Raw genomic sequence first — 15,695 nt, 5'->3', positions numbered from 1 at the left:
TGCCTCAACGGGCTGCCACCGCCTACGTGCGCGGGCTACTCGTCACGGCTGGCATCTTGCCGCCGCGCGACGAGAACCTCGCCCTGCTCACCAACTGGGTCGCGCGGACCGTGTCCGAACTCCCGGCGCGGCACGCCAATCTCATCCGTCCGTTCGCCGAGTGGCACATCATCCGCGACGCCCGCCGACGCTCAACCCGAGGCCGCTACACCTACGCCGCGCACAAAGGCGACTGCGGCAACGTGGCCGCCGCCATCGACTTCCTGAACTGGCTCGACTCCCAGCACCTGTGCCTCCGTCGACTCCAGCAGCCGCATCTGGACACCTGGGCGACCGACAGGCCAACTCTGCGCTCCCGTTCCATCCCTTTCCTCCGCTGGAGCACTGCACGACGCCTCTGCCCGCCCGGTCTGGTCATCGATCGCCCAGCCTCGCAACTTCCCGGCCACTTCCAAGCCGAGGACGTGGCCCGCGACGAGCTGTTGCGCTGCTTGAATGACACCGCGTTGCCCTTGGACGTCCGCGTCGCGGCCGCTCTCGTCCGTCTCTACGCGCTTCCCCTGACCCGCATCGTCGAGCTCACCGAGGACCACATCAGTCGCGACAAAAAGCACACCTACTTGGCGGTCAATCAGCACCCCTTCGTGCTCCCGCCGAAGCTCGCTCGTCTGATCGACGATCAGCTCCGCCACGGCACGCCCCGGCACAGCACCACGGCTGGTCGAAGGTACCTCTTGCCCGGACAAAGCCCTGGACGCCCGCGCAACCCCCTCGGCCTCGCCGACACACTGAGACACCACGGTCTGCCCGCCCGCGCAGCTCGGAACACCGCCATGATGGACTCCCTGGCCGACCTGCCGCCCATGGTCATCGCTGACCTGCTCGGCATCCACCCCAAGACAGCCGAACGCTGGGCCACGCTCGTCGGCGAGAACTGGTCCGAATACGTGTCGTTGCTGACGTGACCGGGCCGAGCTACAGGGCGGCCTGCTCACCCTGGCGGGGTTCGCGTACGCGCCGCAGCTGGCGGACCTGCCAGTCGTCCGCCTACTGGGGCTCTGCCTACGTCGAGCTGAGCCGTCGTGTTCCCGGTGCCACCGGGGCGGCGTTGCTGTGCGGGCCGGGACGGGGGAGCCGGTGCTTGGGGCAGCCGGAGCCAGGGCCATAGCTGTTGACTGCCCGGCTTCGACTCTACGAGGCGATCGGGCGGTCGGCCAGATGGGCGAGCTCGGTGAAGAAGGCGCGGTAGAGGGGCTCGTATGCGGTCGGGATCTCGTGCCGGAAGAACACCGGTCCGGCGCCCGGCACGCTCCCGTAGACCGGTTCGCCCAGGTCCTCGGCGGTACCGAAGCACAGCCGGGTCCGGCCCCCTCGACGTGTCTCGGCGTACACCGTCACCCAGGCCAGCGGGTAGCGGTACGGCCCGATGACGTTGGTGCGCCGGAAGACATCGCCGATCCCCGGTCGACCTGGATGTACAGACGGTCGTGCTGGAAGACCTTCGGCTCCGCCGCTTCCATCTCAGACCACCCTCCGGTCGGCGAGCGCGGCCACCTCGGTGAAGTACGCGCGAAACAACGGCTCGTCGCCGGGCAGTACCCGGAACGCGGGCGAGGTGCTGTACCAGAAGGCGGCCTGCTCGGTGCCGTAGAGCACGGCGCTCGGATCGCGTACGGTGCCGATGAACAACTGGCCGGGCCGGGCGGGCTTCTTGTAGTGCACCAGTGCCCCGAGCCACCGCAGCGGCACCCGGAGCTCGGATCTGCCCATGGTGAACAGTTCGAACACCCCCTGGTCCACGCGCAGATGCAGGTTCTCGTAGTCGAACGTCAGCGGCTCCATGGCGGGAAGACAGCCCGGCTCCCGGGTCACAGCGCGACCACCCCCACCACGGCCGCCGCCGCCACGACCAGCACACCCACCACGTTGACGACCATGTCTCGTTTCCAGGAGCGGCGTTCGGCCTCGACGTCCAGGACGAAGAGGGCCGGGTCGTCGGGGGCGTAGTGGATCGTGAGGTCCAGGCCCCGTGATCCGGCGGGGTCCGGGATTCCGGACTCGCAGTAGGCCGTGACCTCCCTGCCGTCGAGGGTGGTGAAGGTGACGACCGGCATCAGGTTGGTCAGGGTGTGGCCGTCGTTGGAGTCGACGGTGACGCTCTTGAGGACGGCGACGACACAGCCGGATACGGCGGCCATGGCGGCCAGTGCGCCGAGACGGCGGTTCCTGTCGCGGATGTTCCCGGGCAGGTGGTACAGGCCGGAGAGGGCCCAGGGCCCGCAGAAGCCGAGCAGCGCCCACGGCCAGCCCCAGTCGATCGCGGCGACGGCGACCAGACCGGCGTAGACGAGGAAGAGCGCGAAGTTCGCCCAGCCGAGGCCGCGCCCGACTTCGGAGAGGTGGGTGGCGAACCGGAAGGCGTGAGGTCTGCCGCGCGGATAGCGGACCCCGATCTCCCGGCCCGTCCAAGCCACGCTGATCCTCTCGCCGCGCTCACCCTCGTTGGTGACGGTGAACTCCTGCCCGGTGGACGGGTCCTGGAAGGAGACGACCACGGCTATCCCGTCGCTCGGGGAGCTTCCGTGTCGGGGCTCGTCCACCCGCTCGATCCGTCCCGTCGCCCGGACCGTCCGCTGCGCCCGGGTCATCCCGGCCAGCGACCTCCCGTATCCGACCAGCGCCCACGCGCCGAACACCCCGCACCACAGCACCAGATACGCATGCCAGTCCATGGATCAGCCCCCTGCCGAGACGCGCCGTACGACCTTGCCCTGCCCGTCCGCCTCCAGATAGGCGGTGCCTTCGGAGCCGGTCACGGATACGCTGAGGGCCACCCTGCCGGTGAGGCGGTCGGCGGTGAGCTGCCAGGTGCGCGGGGAGCCGACGCCGAGCGTGGTCGTGGCCTCCTTCACCAGGGCCGGAACACGGTCGTACGGCAGGGAATCCAGGTCGAGTCGGGAGGCCGCCTGGGTGCCAGTGGGGGCGAAGACGACCGTCAGCAGGCGTTCCTGTACGACGACGGTGAGCGCCCGCTGCTTGTCCTCGCCTTTGGCGAGCGCGGCGACGGAACGGCCCAACCTGCCCTCGTCCAGGAAGGACTGACCGGGGCCGAGGGCCACAGTGCCGGACGCCGACGACACGGTGGTCGTGGACGACGAGGAGGTGCTGGAGGAGGAGACCGACGGCCGCGCGGTGTCGGAGTCGTCCTGGTCGAACAGGTCCGCGCGGAACAACAGGACGACCAGGGCCGCGCCGAGCAGCAAACCGAGGAACCCGACCAGGGTGGCACCGCAGCCTTCCAAAGGGTCGCTCGCCCGGGCCGGTCCGGGTGCCGAGTCGAGGCGGGCCGAGGCGGCCCGTTCCTCCCAGTCCGGTGTCGGTCGTTTGACGATCCTCACCTTCAGCGGCCGGTCCGGCGGGTACTGGACTACCAGGATGCCGCGCGGCCGGTAGTCGGGCAGGTCGGCGAGGTTGATGTCCTGAGTGAACTCGACGCGGTACGCCGGTGCGTCATCCGGTGCGACGGTGAGGTCGAACTTCACCGGTATGTCGCTCGTCTCACCCCCGACGGCCGCCAAGCTCTCGATCATCGCGAGGGCCAGGTACGGCGGGATCGCCGCTTCCCGGGCGCGCCTCGGCATGCCGGCGAGGTAGCGGATCAGGACGTAGACCGCGAGCAGGCACGCGCCACCGACGATCAGCGGCTCGTTCGAAATGGCGATCCCGACGACGACGGCAGCCAGGGACGCCCCCGTCACGCCACCCGTGAGGAACCCCCGGGCGAGCGCGACGGGCCTGTTGTGCGTGGGCGGCGGCGCGGCGCTCGTGGTGATCGTCATACGGGCGATTGTGCTGGGCTCAGGTGACGTCCGGTAGACCTCAGCATGATCTTCCGGCAGGTACCGGCGCTGAGCTGGTGCTGCACGGCGCTGAGTTCGCCCGGTGTTGGAGCGGCCAGTGTCAGCCGGAGCACTCGCGGTCGATACGGACCGGTGGCGAACGCGTCCGCTGCTCCTCAACCCTGCGGCTCGCAGCGGCAGAAGCACACCTCACGCTCTCACCACAAGCCCTCACGTGACGTCAAAACAAACTGACATCGCGAACTCGGTCAGAAGGTGACTCCCACAGTTACCCACACAGCCAGCGGGCTGTGGGAACCATCTGCTGCAGATCGTCGCGAGTAGTGCATGGATCGAATACCTTCTCTTCGCCAGTGCATTCGGACACCGTTGACTGTCCGGTCGTCGGTTACACGGGGACGCCGGCCCGGCCGGAGCATCTCGCCGTGCGACTCCCCGACGGCAGGGTGGCACTGTCTCGTCAGCTCACCATCGGCGTCCAGGTCCGGGCGGCGCCCGCGCTGCTCGACTCCGGTCCAGGCCGGGTGGCGCGCGCTCCGGACAGGGAGCGGTACACAACATGCGGTCGGGGTCTCGTCGTTGAAGTGCTTGCCGGTACCACCAGGCATGCGACGGCCACCGTGACCAGGGTACGGGAGTAGCGACTTGGCGCCCGGCGGTGGCATCGGCTTCGGTGATGGGCGCCGCCGGGCAGTCCCACGATGGCACGGGGCACTGACAATGCCCCGCAGGCCAGGGTCGGGAGCTGCGGGGGGTGAGGTCGGTGTCCCGGAGCCGAGGACGTCGCCCACCGGGGATTGTCAGTGCCAGCCGACAGAATGACCGGCATGGGTGTCTCTCCCCAGGGAGGGGCGCCGCTCGGCGCTCCGGGACTCGTCGGACCCAGGCGTGAACACCTCGACGAGCCGGCAGGCACGGTGGCTACGTACCAGCTGCGGGCGTCTCCAGCGGAGAAGCTTCTTCCACCTCGATCACGGAAGAGGACATTGCGTGGCCGCGTACTCCTGGTGGCACGAGCAAGGTGAGCCCGGATTTCGACAGATTCGGGCTCACTGTAGGGCCGGACGGGACGCGTGCCTGGCTCGATGGACCCGCCACATCCTGGAACGTATGACCGCTACAACGGGCCCCGGGCTCTTGTGAACGACAGGCCCGCTCGCCTGGCACCGGCCACCGACGAGTACTTGGCTGGCGGTGCGCCTGTGCGGGTTTCGCTGACAGGTACGGCACCGGCTCACTCGTTGTGGTGGCTACCGTCCGATCGTGCCCGTGCGGTGCGGGGCCGCCGTGAGACTCGCGCAGTGGCCGACATCAGAGAGAGCACCCCCGAACGCCCTGCCACGGACGGCGCGGAGAGGCCCGGTACCGGCACGACGGCCAGGACCCGTACGAGCGGGGTGCGGCTTTGGCTGTGGCGGTGGGTACTTACCCCGCGTACGACGTGGCAGGCCCGCCGCCTGGCGGCCGCGTCCGAGCCGGGCGTGGACGCCGACACCGCCTGGAAACTCGCCCGCATCGCCCGCCATCCCGACGAACGCGTCTACTTGACGCGCCGCCTGGACGGCGAAGGAGTCGGTGGCGGAACCCCGGCGGAAACTCGCACGCGCTGAACCCGGCAGCTGCGGAGCGGCCGCGCGTACCGTACGGGGCAGGAAGGAGGCCCACCGTGGACGCCACCCTCAAGACCGTCATCGACGGCGAGCTCGTGGAACTGCCCGGCACCATCGCGGCCATCCGCGCCACCATGGACACCGACCGGGCCACCGAGTTCGACCGCGAGATCGAGCACGTCCCCGCAGCGGAACTCCCCGCCGCCCTCGTGCGCTGGGCCCTAGCCGGCACCGGCGCCGACGAAGAGGACGAAGCCCTCTTCGAACGCCTCGCCCGCGGCGAGGACATCGGAGCCACCGGAACGACCGACGGCACCGATTCGGAGGAGGCGTGAGCCGCTACCGTCTCCAGTACGCACCGCCCGCCGACCAGGCCCGCGCCGCAATGGACACCTCGCTGCGCACCCGCTTCGACACCGGAATGCGACGGATCACCACCGATCCCTACGGGCAGGGCTCCGCGCCGGTCGGCAAGGACGACGACCGCCGCGAGGCCGCCGTCGCAGGCGTCGTGATCCGCTACTACGTCAGCCAGAACGTCCTGGTCGTCACGGTGGTCCGCGCCGTGTACATCTGACCGGAGCCCGAGTCGCGGCAGGGGATTCCGGCCGACGGACAGTAGGAGCCGGTCCCGTCTGAAGCTCGGGGATGGTCGGAGGGCGGCGGCTCGCAGCTGCCGCCCTCCGAGAACCACGACCTCGCATCGACGTCCCGCTGCCGGGGCGCGGCGAACGCCGTCGGCCCTGGGAGCGGGTCTTGTCTTCCAGCGTCTGGCGGTGGTCGGGTGTACGGCCGGCAGGGGACGCTGCAGGGCACCGGATGCCGGGGACGCTGATCGTTCGTAGGCTGGAGGTCCGGCGAGGTGCGGCGGAGGTTAAGTGATGCCCCATCCTGTGTGGACCGGTGCGATCAGTTTCGGCCTGGTGACGGTGCCGTGCCGTGTGTGGCCGGCGACGGAGAACCGTTCGATCGCGCTGCACCAGTATCACGAGGCGGATCAGGGCCGTGTCCGTAACCGGAAAGTCTGCGCGATCGATGGACAAGTACTGAGCTCGGCGGAGATCGGCCGTGCGTACGAGACCGCGGCGGGGGACCTGGTCGAGGTCACCGATGACGAACTGGACCACATGCCTCTGCCGACCGCGCAGGCCATCGAAGTCATCGGGTTCGTGCCCGCCTCCTCGATCGATCCGATCCGGATCGGCCGCGGCTACTACCTGGAGCCGTCCGGGAAGGTCGCGCACAAGCCGTACGTCCTGCTCCGGAAAGCGCTGGAGCGCTCCAGCAGGGTGGCCATCGCGAAGTTCTCCATGCGGGACCGTGAGCGTCTGGGACTCCTGCGCGTGAAGGACGAGACGATCCTGCTGCACGCCATGCGGTGGCCGGACGAGATCCGCTCCCCGGAATCGATCCTCCCCAAGGAAGTCGAGCTGTCGGACAGCGAGATCGACGCCGCTGTGCAGCTGATGGAGACGATGGCCGCGGACGACCTCTCCGGGTTCCACGACCGCTACCGGGAGGCGATGGAGGAACTGATCGAGGCCAAGTCCCAGGACCGCACCCCGGCCGTTCCGGAAACGGAGGCCGACACGTCGGGCGGCCAGCTCGTGGACCTCATGAGCGCACTGAACGCGTCCGTTTCCGCGGCCAGGGAGAACCGCGGCGAGGACGCCGAAGTCCACGACATCAAACACGCCGCGAAGAAAACACCGGGGAAGAAGACAGCCACGAAGAAGCGGACTACCAAAAAGACCGCGGCCGGGAAATCGAAGAGCGCGTAATGCCTGCGGGCGTACCCGTCGGTGGCGAGGATGTCGGGCATGGTGGCGTTGCCGCGTATCGCTCCGATGCTGGCTACTCCCGGGGCTCTTCCCGCCCTGAGGGCGGAGCACTTGTACGCGGCCGAGACGTAAGTACGACGGGCAGCCTGGGCGAGTTCCGCGACCGGCAGGGCCGCAGGAGGGTCGCGGCGATTTCGCTGAATCCGATCCGTGCTGTACGCCTTGCTGTACGGTCGGGGTATGTCGAAGCCAGTGACGATCCGGGTCGATGACCAGTTGCACGCGATGCTCAAGGAGCGTGCTGAAGCCGAGGGGACCACGGTGACCGCGCTGATCGCCCGCGCCGCACACGACGCTGTCCGCGACCCTCGCCTCGAAGGCGCCGCTGAAGTCTTCCGCACCTTCGTCAACGACAACGCCGACGCGTTCGACGCAGCATTCCCCGAGGACGCGTCCTCGCGGCTCGACGCACCGGGCCGGGCCGCCTGACGTGGAGCTCTACGTTGATGTCCGGTGGCTCCTGGAGCGCCAGGCGGAGGTTCTGCCGAAGCACCCTCACATTCACGACTTCTCCAGCCTGGTCGCTGTTGTAGGCCGGCACCGCGTCAACACCCCCAGGGTCGGCGCCGTGGTCGACAACTCCTGGCGTGCCGCCACCCTGATGCATACGGTCATCAGGCTCCGCCCGCTGCCCGCACGCAATGCCCTGTTCGGTGCGGGCCTGGCCGTGGCGTACATGAATGCCGCAGGCGAAGGCATCGATGCACCGTACGGCGCGCTGACCGACCTCGCGCGCGACATCGACGCCAGCCGCGCCGATGCATACGACACAGCCGACCGCATCCGATCCTGGCGGGTCTGACCCTCGCGCGAGGCTTTCGGCCGAGCCATGTCGTTGGCGAACACTGGCCCTTGGCGTTCTCAACGGCACGGCCGGCCACAGGTCAGCCAGCCCTTTGCCAGATGCAATGCGACGGAATATCCGATTCGTCGATCCACGGGACGTTGCAGTGCTATCCGTAGTTCATGGCATTAAGAATTCGTACGAAGGACGGCAACGAGGTTCGGATCGGGGACGAGGTGTGGTCACAGAACGGCGATGGGCCTTTCATCATCACGGACTCCGCCTTCGCCCCCGGCTATCTGCTGCTGATGGAAGCGGGTGGTACGGAGGAGCGGTTGCATGCGCCGGAGGACATCACGCTCTACTACCAATCGACGACGCTCTTGCCGCCTACGGCAACGGCATCCCGGCCGGGGAAGACCTCCCGCCGATGTACTGGATCAACGCACCGCGTCCGCCGCTCTGAACCTGCACGATCCGGCCCGAGCCCTGGAGCACTTCACCGTCGCAGTCACCCACGCCGACTCGTACAACGCCGAAAGAGGAGAGTAATAGTCAAGAGTTGTGGGTGAGTTGATTTCAGCTCTCGCTGCGGTGGCTGAGGCCGGTCCTGGCAGTGTTGCGGATCCGTTTGGTGCGGCCGGCTTCGGCGAGGATCTCGATGGCCTTGGTGCTCGTCCCGGCGGCGGTCTTGAGCTGGAGCCAGTTGGATGCCGCGAGCAGGTCGTCCGGCTGCCAGGGCAGCTTGAGCGTGACGGCGCGGAAGAGCGACCACTCCCGCAGGCGCTGAGCCAGGAAGGGGTGATCGATCGTGGCCTGGGTCAATGCCTGCGCCCACCCCTCGTAGACGGGACCGGGATAGAGGCCGGCGGCTCGACGGTCCAGATGCCGCAGCACGGCGGACCGGGCCATCGTCTGGTCCGGATCAGTGAGCACGCTGCCGACCAGGTCGGCCTCGTCCGGGTCGGCAACGTGCCCCAGCTTGTCGAGGTAGGCCGCGAAGCGGACGTGCTCGTCCGGGTTCTGCAGGAACTCGTGGACGTTCATGCGGCCAACTCCTCGCGCTCGACCAGGACGCCGTTCTCGAATCGTGCGCCCGTGCGGACCAGGGATACCAGGTCGGCTCCGGGTGATCGCACGCCATCGTGCCTGAGCGGACTCGACCAGCTTGAACACCATCGCGAGCGCGGCCGCCGGGCTGCCCACGCCCCGCGTGACCTTGGTGCGGAGCTTGACCGTGGAGAAGGTCGACTCGATGGGGTCGGTGGTCCGCAGATAAATCCAGTGCTCGGCAGGTAAGTCGTAGAACGCGAGCAGTTCGTCCCGGTCCTCGGTGATCTTCGCGACGGCCTTTGGGAACTTCGGGGTGGGCAAGACGGCCGAACGGCTCGGCGAGCACCGTCCCCTTGCGACGGTCGCGGACGACGAGATCGGCGAAGCCCTCGAACTACTCTGGGAACCGCGGCGGTCAACACCTGAACTCCCCGCCGGGCGGCGGTGCTGTCCTGGCTCGGATGGTGCTGTGCGCGCGGCTACGAGGGGCCGATGGTCCCGGCCTGGGCGAAGCGGCTGGCGGTACCGGACTCCGACACCCCGGCCCGCTCGAAGATGGCGATCGACCGGCTCACCGCCCGCCGGAAGGTGCACCTGCGGGAGAAGACGCTGTGGCGGATGCTCTACGAGACCTCCGGGCGGGCGGAGGAGGTCCTGGGAGTCAACATCGAGGACCTGGACTTCGCCGGGTGTCGCTGTCCGGTCAAGGTCAAGGGTGCCCGCACCAAGGCCCGCCGCCGGGGCCAGGTCCGCGAGGACTTCGTGCTGGAGACCGTCTACTGGGACGCCGGCACCGCCCGGCTCCTGCCACGCCTGCTGAAGGGCCGTACGCGTGGGCCTGTGTTCGTCACCCACCGCCGCCCGGGGCCGGGCAACGTTGTCGGCCCGCACGACGTTTGCCCGGACACCGGCTTCGCCCGGTTGTCGTACGGGCAGGCCCGCGCCCTGGTCGACGAGTACACCGCTGTACGAGGGCCGGGCACCGGTGGGGACCTGCACGAGTACCGCCATTCCTCCCTGACCCATCTTGGCGAGGCCGGTGCGAGCCTGCTGGTGCTGATGGCGAAGTCCCGGCACAAGAAGCCGGAGAACGTCCGCCGCCCGGACGCCGACTCCGCGGGAACATCACCAGCCACCGAGCCCGGTCCACCATCGCCAGCCAGCTCTACAACGCCAAGGAACCGATGACGCTGTTCGAACTGCAAGCCTGGCTCGGACACCGATCACCGCAATCCACCCAGTACTACGCGAAGATCACCCCGAACACTCTGTCCAAGGCGTACTCCGAAGTGGGCAACTTCGAGCGGAACGTCCGCACCATCGAGGTCCTCGTCGACCGCGACGCGGTCACCACCGGCGCCGCCGCGACCGGCGAACCCTGGCAGCACTACGACCTCGGACACGGCTACTGCACCTACACCTTCTTCGAGCAGTGCCAGCACCGCATGGCCTGCGCACGCTGCGACCTCTACACCCCCAAGGGCTCCACGAGAGCCCAACTGCTGGAAGCCAAAAGCAACTTGGTCAAGATGCCCGTGTCGATCCCACTCGCCGAGGATGAGCAAGCAGCCGTCACCGACGGCCAGAGCGCGCTCGACCACCTCCTCGAAAGACTCGCCGACACCCCACCCCAGCCGGACCGACACCCCGACAGCTCGACGTCCCGGCGAACGCCACTGTCTTGCCCATCGTCGCCGTACGGCAAGGCAGCGCAGGCCCAGCGTCACGCTGATATCGGAGTGCGAACTGGCCTGGGAGAGTGTCACAGTCACTGTCGTGACCTTGATGGACGTACTCGTCGGCTTCTCCCGCACTGGCCGGATCGGGCCCCTGAACTGCGGAATGGCTCTGGCTGAGGCCGAGAACCTCCTCGGCCCAGGGCGCCCGCACCCCGCCCACATCCTGAAAGGACCCGATATCGACGGCTACCCGTACTCCTGGGATGGGCTGCGGCTGGTGGTCACTCAGCGGGCCGTCACCGGGATCTGGATCAACCTCTGGCCCGGTGCAACCGTGAAACTTCCGCCGCTCGTCCTGCCTGATTCCGAGTCGTTCGAGGCCACCGTCCTCCGCGAGGAACTGATCGCCGCCCTCGACGACGCTGGCTGCCTGCATGAGGCCAACAGCGCCCTCACTTTCGGCGAGCAGTCCAGCCTCATCACCCAGCCCGCTGACGTCTGCGCGGTCTTCAGCCTGCCCGGACGGGACAACCAGGTGCCGCACCGTGATCGGCACTACCTCGACGTGATGCACAAGCACACGGCTTGACATCACTGATTCCACAGAAGCATCAAGATGCTCAAGCGCCAGATGTTCGGTCGCGCGGGCTTCGCCCTCCTACGGAAAAGGGTTCTCATGTCCTGATCACCGCACCAGGCGGAGGAACTCGATGGCAGCACCGTCTGCGAATGTGCGAGCCTCCTTCTCCCAGATGCCGATCGAGAAGACTGTGATGACCTGCGACGACGCTCTCAAACAGCTCAGCCACATCCCGCGCGAGAGGGCATTCGGTAGGCACGTCGGGTCTGACCAGCTCATCCAGGCAGGGCTGAACGCGCTGATTGCCGGAGTTGAGAGCCAGTCCCTCGCTATGCTGGCCGGTCTCCTCCGGAGCGAAGAGCCCGAGGCCTCAACACTCTTCGACCAAGTGCTGGAGGAGTTGGGACTGCTCTTCCACCCGCCCGCTGCCCCTCGGCCGCGAAGTGGGCGATGGCCTACTGGTCGCCGGTCAGATCGCCGATGGATCCCTGGATCCCGCCGCCGGCACCCACCTCATTTGGGCAGACATCGCCTATGACCTCGGCTACCCCGAAGAGCTGGAACCGGAACCCCTTGTCCACTGCGCGCACAACCTGGACGGCTGGGAGGAGAGCTGGGGAGTCCCTTTCGAGGAACTCAACAGGGAAGCAGTTGAGGCAGCGAAGCAGTTCCTCAGCAAGCGGTCAGCAGCAGAGGCGGGATACTGACCGCCGGTTCATTCTCGCCACCGGGATTGATTCACCCGCTACCTTCCCCCTCACTCCGCGTGTCCGCACCACACAACCTGAGCCAGAACCCCTAGAAGTGAACGAAGCCAGGTGAAGACGTTCACCACGTGCGTGAACACCTCTCGATGGACTTGATGCCGGTCAGCGGGTGAGTATGTGGCCGTCGTGGGGGCGGTGGTCGCGGGAGCGGCGTAGGTCGGTGGTGACGTAGGTGCGTTGCAGCCAGCGGTCTGCTCCGTCGTAACGGGGGCGGAAGGCGGTGCGGCCGTGGACGGTGACGCGGTTGTCGATGATGACCAGGTCGCCGGGTGTCAGGCGCAGGGTGCGGGCGGTCGCCTCGCAGGCGCGGCCGAATTCGGTCAGTGCCGCGGTGGCCCGGGGGGTGAGCGGGGTGGTGACGAGTTGAGCCATCCGTATGTCGGGATCCTCGGCCGCTCCCGACAGCACCGGTCGGGGCTTGACGTCGGGCTCACTCGTGGCAGCGTCGGCGCTGAAGGAGGGTGGTGGCGTGGTGATGAACTCCGGTGCGAACAGGGCCTGGCGGCTGGCTGGGGTGAGGAGGGGCAGCGCTTGGCGGATGCCGGCGACGCGCATGCCGGCGATCCCGTCGTGGTCGGCGCGCAGGCACAAGAAGATCACATAGTCGGGTGGGTGGGGGTGGAAGCCGTTCTCCGTGTGGAAGGACAGTGGCACCGATCCGGCGTTGCCGTGGAAGGTCTCCTGTCCGGGCACGGGCACGACGTCCTGCACGAGGGCGCCGGATTTCTCAGCCCGGTAGGCGAGAGGCTCGCCGAGCCCGCAGGCCACCATCGTGAGCACCGCGGCCGAGACGCTGACCTGGCGCTGGACCGAGCCGAGTACGGACGGTGTCGCGGGCAGGGCCGCCTGATCGACGGGCAGGCCGCCGATCACCAATGTGCCGTACGGGCCGGAGTGCCTTCGAAATCGGCGCATTCCACGGCGCAGCAGGAACGGCAGTTCCTCCCAGGCGTCCCGGGCCCCTGCCACCCACTCGGGGTTGTCGACCTGGTCGTGCCCGCCGGTGCACAGAGTGCGGGCCAGCCGCTCGTACGCGTCGGCATCGGCCGGGTCAAGTGCCCAGTCCGCAGCGACGGCAGTGCGTTGGGTGGTGCCGGGCGTCGTCTTGGGCATCAGGGTCTCCTGCCGGGGGTGGGCGGCGGACGCACGGACTCACGAGTGGCGCAGGCCGGCCACGGCGTCGGCGACGTAGTGGTCCCCGAACCGGATCAGGGAGGCGTACTGGGCCGCGCGGCGATGGCGCATGAGCCGTAGTTCGGCGACGGCGTTGTCGGGGCCTTCAGATTTCTGAGCGATGGAACGACGCAGATGCACCATCGAGTACGCCAGGGTGACGTGCCGTTCACCGTCCACGATATCGGCTTCCAGGAGAGCGGCCCGTGCCTCGGCCAGCTCCGGGGCTCGGGCCACCAGGTGCTCGTAGGAGTCGGGAAGCACCGACAGCAGGTCCTTCATCGCCGCTCTAAACAGCTTGTATCCGCGATGCTGGCGCCCGCTCAACGGGACTTCCACCGACGGAGGCGCCATGGTCTGGCGTATCGCATCCATGTAGTAATCGGCCGGGACCGTACTGGCGTGGGTCATGGCCGCCGGGAAGCCCCGCACGTACACCGTCGCATCTGCCAGCCTCAGCAGCGCCGCATCGCCGTCGCCTTGCCGCAGATGGCGGGCGGCGTCGGCCACGGCGACCGCAGCGCACACGTTGAACAAGACATGGACCTGATGCCCGATGAGCCACCGGGCACTCCACACCCTCTCCAACGACGCCCCCGCAGCAGGCTCGGGGACGACCACCGGCAGTACGGCGTCAGCGGCGGCGCCCGGCGCTGCGCCAATGAGGTCGAGCACCGACTGCCGCATCCCGGCCGCCTCCAGCGCCAGGTCGGCACCCGACAGCGGAGCCTCACACAGATCTTCCAGACCGCGGTGAACGACCAGGACCCCGTGCAGGGCGGCCTGCTGATCCGATAGCTCCACCTCACGGACCCGGAAAAAGGACTGACTGACCGACTCCGCCGGCAGTTCCTCACCGGCCACGGCCGGAGCCAGAGCCGACAGCGCGGTTACCAACTCACCGGCAGCCGCGGCGGCCTGCCGCACCGCGACGGTCCGCTCGACAGGTCTGGCATGGGTCGCCAGCCCGGCCAGCACGCGCGCAGTGCGCTTCGCCTCAGCACCGACCCGCGGGCCCAGCAATGGGACGGACCGCCCGCCTCGGGGCTCACGGAAAACAGCGACAGCAGGATGACCGGCAACCGGCGATAAGCCCATGGTGGAAGTACTTCGCCAAGAACACTCCACACGAAACCTGATCTGCACGACCATTCCGGTGCGGTGCGGTGCGGTGCGGTGCGGTGCGGTGCGGTGCGGTGGAGTTGGCCGACGAAGTCTGCCGCGGCGGGCCCGGCATACCTCGCGGACTCCGGCCCGAAGTCCGTACTGGAGCTCGCGTATTCAACTGTCGCCGATGCTCCCACTACCGAGGATGAATGTCACTCCCTGTAGCTATTGGGTGCGGCAGCTCGGGGAACTCGCGACAGTTGGATACGCGAGCTCACCAGTACCAACCCCCTAGTCACCAGGCCGCGGGGGCGTTCGGCACCGAGCTGGACCTCCCGCCGGCACTCGCGGCAGTCCGGCAGGCCGCTCACGCGCTGGCCTTCCTCCTCCTTCCAGATGAAGCCGCACAGCGCGATGTGAGCCGGTCCTCGTCATCGTCGGCGGTGGCGTGGGAGCCGTAGCCCCGCACGTTCCACGTGACCGTCGTCCCGCGGTCGTAGGGTGCGCTCTTTGGCCAGTCGTAGACGGCTTCGGTAGTGGTACAGCGCATCCGGAGGTCAGGGTCCTCCCAGCGGGGCCCTGCCGGGCCTGAGCGGCGGTGTCGACGGCATCTGCCAGCCGCTCGAAGGACAAGTCGTAGTCCCTCATGTGTTCACAGCTACCGGGCTCCTGTTTGCGAGCCAGCGAACGGAACATCAGCAGCAGTCGCGCCAAGTCGTGCTGTCCGACTCGGACGGTATTGCTCTCGGGGTCATAGCCGTACGAGTTCTCGGTGCCGCTCTTCTTGGGCATCGCATCGCACTTCTCCTCATCCACGCACGCTGGTGGGCTGAGTGTGCCGGGAAGAGTGCCGCGAGTGAAACCGCGCATACACACGGCGTGACAGCGGCAAACAACGCTATTGTCCTTCTACCCATCCCGATCTCTGCACCGCTCGCGTGTACTCAGGTGTGGGCGGCAGCCCGGATCGCCGATGACGGACTGGACCATTGCCACCTGTGGTGGGGCGCCACCACCAGCGCCCGGCTGTCCGGCTCGTTCGCGTCCACGGCGTCGTACCGGCCGAAAGACCGCGTACGTACCAGGCGTGGACGTCCCCGGAGCGCGTCCGGTCCCCGGACGGCCACCTGTGGGAGCGCGCGGTGGACGTGATCCGCCGCGATCCGCCGCCGTACGAAGGCTGCTTTCTGCACCGCGACTTCCATCCCGGGAACGTGCTCTTCACGGGAGCCGGGCCCATA

17 protein-coding genes and 3 pseudogenes are annotated in these 15,695 nt (G+C 68.2%); 12 read left to right on the top strand and 8 right to left on the bottom strand.

Annotation, left to right across the window (positions count from 1 at the left end; translation table 11 throughout):
* Positions 1-965, top strand: a 965-nt coding sequence (locus NBY69_RS36895; RefSeq protein WP_250306656.1) for a hypothetical protein, incomplete at its 5' end; no start/stop codon positions are given.
* Between the two features lie 226 nt (positions 966-1,191).
* Here NBY69_RS36895 and NBY69_RS36890 read toward each other — a convergent pair.
* The 4 genes from NBY69_RS36890 to NBY69_RS36875 form a co-directional block, all read right to left on the bottom strand.
* The gene (locus NBY69_RS36890) at positions 1,192-1,398 is read right to left on the bottom strand and encodes a hypothetical protein (RefSeq protein ID WP_250306655.1); all 207 of its coding nucleotides are present in this window, start codon (positions 1,396-1,398) and stop codon (positions 1,192-1,194) included.
* 123 nt (positions 1,399-1,521) lie between these two features.
* A complete protein-coding gene (locus tag NBY69_RS36885) occupies positions 1,522-1,842 on the bottom strand; it encodes a hypothetical protein (protein ID WP_250306654.1) in 321 nt (106 codons plus the stop codon).
* 26 nt (positions 1,843-1,868) lie between these two features.
* Positions 1,869-2,732, bottom strand: a complete 864-nt coding sequence (locus tag NBY69_RS36880; protein ID WP_250306653.1) for a DUF3592 domain-containing protein — start codon at positions 2,730-2,732, stop codon at positions 1,869-1,871.
* Positions 2,733-2,735: 3 nt separating this feature from the next.
* Positions 2,736-3,839, bottom strand: a complete 1,104-nt coding sequence (locus NBY69_RS36875; RefSeq protein WP_250306652.1) for a hypothetical protein — start codon at positions 3,837-3,839, stop codon at positions 2,736-2,738.
* 1,322 nt (positions 3,840-5,161) lie between these two features.
* On the opposite strand from NBY69_RS36875, the gene NBY69_RS36870 reads away from it, so the two are divergent.
* From NBY69_RS36870 to NBY69_RS37795, 6 genes are all read left to right on the top strand, one after another.
* Positions 5,162-5,470: a hypothetical protein gene (locus tag NBY69_RS36870; protein WP_250306651.1), complete on the top strand. Its 309-nt coding sequence runs from the start codon at positions 5,162-5,164 to the stop codon at positions 5,468-5,470.
* Between the two features lie 56 nt (positions 5,471-5,526).
* Positions 5,527-5,805, top strand: coding sequence for a hypothetical protein (locus NBY69_RS36865; RefSeq protein ID WP_250306650.1), 279 nt, complete (start codon positions 5,527-5,529; stop codon positions 5,803-5,805).
* Positions 5,802-6,047 (top strand): hypothetical protein, encoded by a 246-nt coding sequence (locus NBY69_RS36860; RefSeq protein ID WP_250306649.1) that lies wholly within the window; start codon positions 5,802-5,804, stop codon positions 6,045-6,047. Before NBY69_RS36865 ends, NBY69_RS36860 begins: the two co-directional genes overlap by 4 nt.
* A 304-nt stretch (positions 6,048-6,351) precedes the next feature.
* The gene (locus NBY69_RS36855) at positions 6,352-7,251 is read left to right on the top strand and encodes a Ku protein (protein WP_250306648.1); all 900 of its coding nucleotides are present in this window, start codon (positions 6,352-6,354) and stop codon (positions 7,249-7,251) included.
* 240 nt (positions 7,252-7,491) lie between these two features.
* A complete protein-coding gene (locus NBY69_RS36850; RefSeq protein ID WP_250306647.1) occupies positions 7,492-7,740 on the top strand; it encodes a hypothetical protein in 249 nt (82 codons plus the stop codon).
* A gap of 139 nt (positions 7,741-7,879) precedes the next feature.
* A complete protein-coding gene (locus NBY69_RS37795) occupies positions 7,880-8,113 on the top strand; it encodes a hypothetical protein (RefSeq protein WP_374211385.1) in 234 nt (77 codons plus the stop codon).
* Positions 8,114-8,674: 561 nt separating this feature from the next.
* Here the strand turns inward: NBY69_RS37795 and NBY69_RS36840 are convergent.
* Both NBY69_RS36840 and NBY69_RS36835 read right to left on the bottom strand, forming a co-directional pair.
* A complete protein-coding gene (locus NBY69_RS36840) occupies positions 8,675-9,142 on the bottom strand; it encodes a hypothetical protein (RefSeq protein WP_250306645.1) in 468 nt (155 codons plus the stop codon).
* Positions 9,139-9,457: pseudogene (locus tag NBY69_RS36835) on the bottom strand (transposase); the annotation flags it as partial. The gene NBY69_RS36840 and the pseudogene NBY69_RS36835, both read right to left, overlap by 4 nt.
* A gap of 1 nt (position 9,458) precedes the next feature.
* On the opposite strand from NBY69_RS36835, the pseudogene NBY69_RS36830 reads away from it, so the two are divergent.
* The 4 genes and pseudogenes from NBY69_RS36830 to NBY69_RS36815 form a co-directional block, all read left to right on the top strand.
* Positions 9,459-10,336: pseudogene (locus NBY69_RS36830) on the top strand (site-specific integrase); the annotation flags it as partial.
* Positions 10,333-11,004 carry a hypothetical protein gene (locus NBY69_RS36825; RefSeq protein ID WP_250306644.1) on the top strand — a complete coding sequence of 224 codons (672 nt, stop codon included), beginning with the start codon at positions 10,333-10,335 and terminating at the stop codon, positions 11,002-11,004. The pseudogene NBY69_RS36830 and the gene NBY69_RS36825, both read left to right, overlap by 4 nt.
* Positions 10,925-11,416, top strand: a complete 492-nt coding sequence (locus NBY69_RS36820) for a hypothetical protein (protein WP_308409525.1) — start codon at positions 10,925-10,927, stop codon at positions 11,414-11,416. Before NBY69_RS36825 ends, NBY69_RS36820 begins: the two co-directional genes overlap by 80 nt.
* A 434-nt stretch (positions 11,417-11,850) precedes the next feature.
* Positions 11,851-12,114 (top strand): hypothetical protein, encoded by a 264-nt coding sequence (locus tag NBY69_RS36815; RefSeq protein ID WP_250306642.1) that lies wholly within the window; start codon positions 11,851-11,853, stop codon positions 12,112-12,114.
* 162 nt (positions 12,115-12,276) lie between these two features.
* Here the strand turns inward: NBY69_RS36815 and NBY69_RS36810 are convergent, their stop codons facing one another.
* Together NBY69_RS36810 and NBY69_RS36805 are read right to left on the bottom strand one after the other, a co-directional pair.
* Positions 12,277-13,287, bottom strand: coding sequence for a clavaminate synthase family protein (locus tag NBY69_RS36810; RefSeq protein ID WP_250306641.1), 1,011 nt, complete (start codon positions 13,285-13,287; stop codon positions 12,277-12,279).
* A 39-nt stretch (positions 13,288-13,326) separates the two neighbouring features.
* A complete protein-coding gene (locus NBY69_RS36805) occupies positions 13,327-14,325 on the bottom strand; it encodes a hypothetical protein (RefSeq protein WP_250306640.1) in 999 nt (332 codons plus the stop codon).
* 1,154 nt (positions 14,326-15,479) lie between these two features.
* Between NBY69_RS36805 and NBY69_RS36800 the strand changes: the two are divergent.
* Positions 15,480-15,695 (top strand): annotated as a pseudogene (locus NBY69_RS36800) (phosphotransferase); the annotation flags it as partial.

Source organism: Streptomyces sp. A 4/2, from assembly GCF_940670765.1.
Classification (GTDB): Bacteria; Actinomycetota; Actinomycetes; order Streptomycetales; family Streptomycetaceae; genus Streptomyces.
The sequence above is the reverse complement of the archived record's forward strand: the minus strand, read 5'-3'. Positions and strand labels throughout refer to the sequence as shown.

Excerpts from the sequence above, each read along its gene's own strand:
- NBY69_RS36885 (WP_250306654.1), bottom strand. The coding sequence starts at position 1,842 with ATGGAGCCGCTGACGTTCGACTACGAGAACCTGCATCTGCGCGTGGAC.
- NBY69_RS36880 (WP_250306653.1), bottom strand. The coding sequence starts at position 2,732 with ATGGACTGGCATGCGTATCTGGTGCTGTGGTGCGGGGTGTTCGGCGCG.
- NBY69_RS36875 (WP_250306652.1), bottom strand. The coding sequence starts at position 3,839 with ATGACGATCACCACGAGCGCCGCGCCGCCGCCCACGCACAACAGGCCC.
- NBY69_RS36855 (WP_250306648.1), top strand. The coding sequence starts at position 6,352 with ATGCCCCATCCTGTGTGGACCGGTGCGATCAGTTTCGGCCTGGTGACG.
- NBY69_RS36850 (WP_250306647.1), top strand. The coding sequence starts at position 7,492 with ATGTCGAAGCCAGTGACGATCCGGGTCGATGACCAGTTGCACGCGATG.
- NBY69_RS36840 (WP_250306645.1), bottom strand. The coding sequence starts at position 9,142 with ATGAACGTCCACGAGTTCCTGCAGAACCCGGACGAGCACGTCCGCTTC.
- NBY69_RS36825 (WP_250306644.1), top strand. The coding sequence starts at position 10,333 with ATGACGCTGTTCGAACTGCAAGCCTGGCTCGGACACCGATCACCGCAA.
- NBY69_RS36810 (WP_250306641.1), bottom strand. The coding sequence starts at position 13,287 with ATGCCCAAGACGACGCCCGGCACCACCCAACGCACTGCCGTCGCTGCG.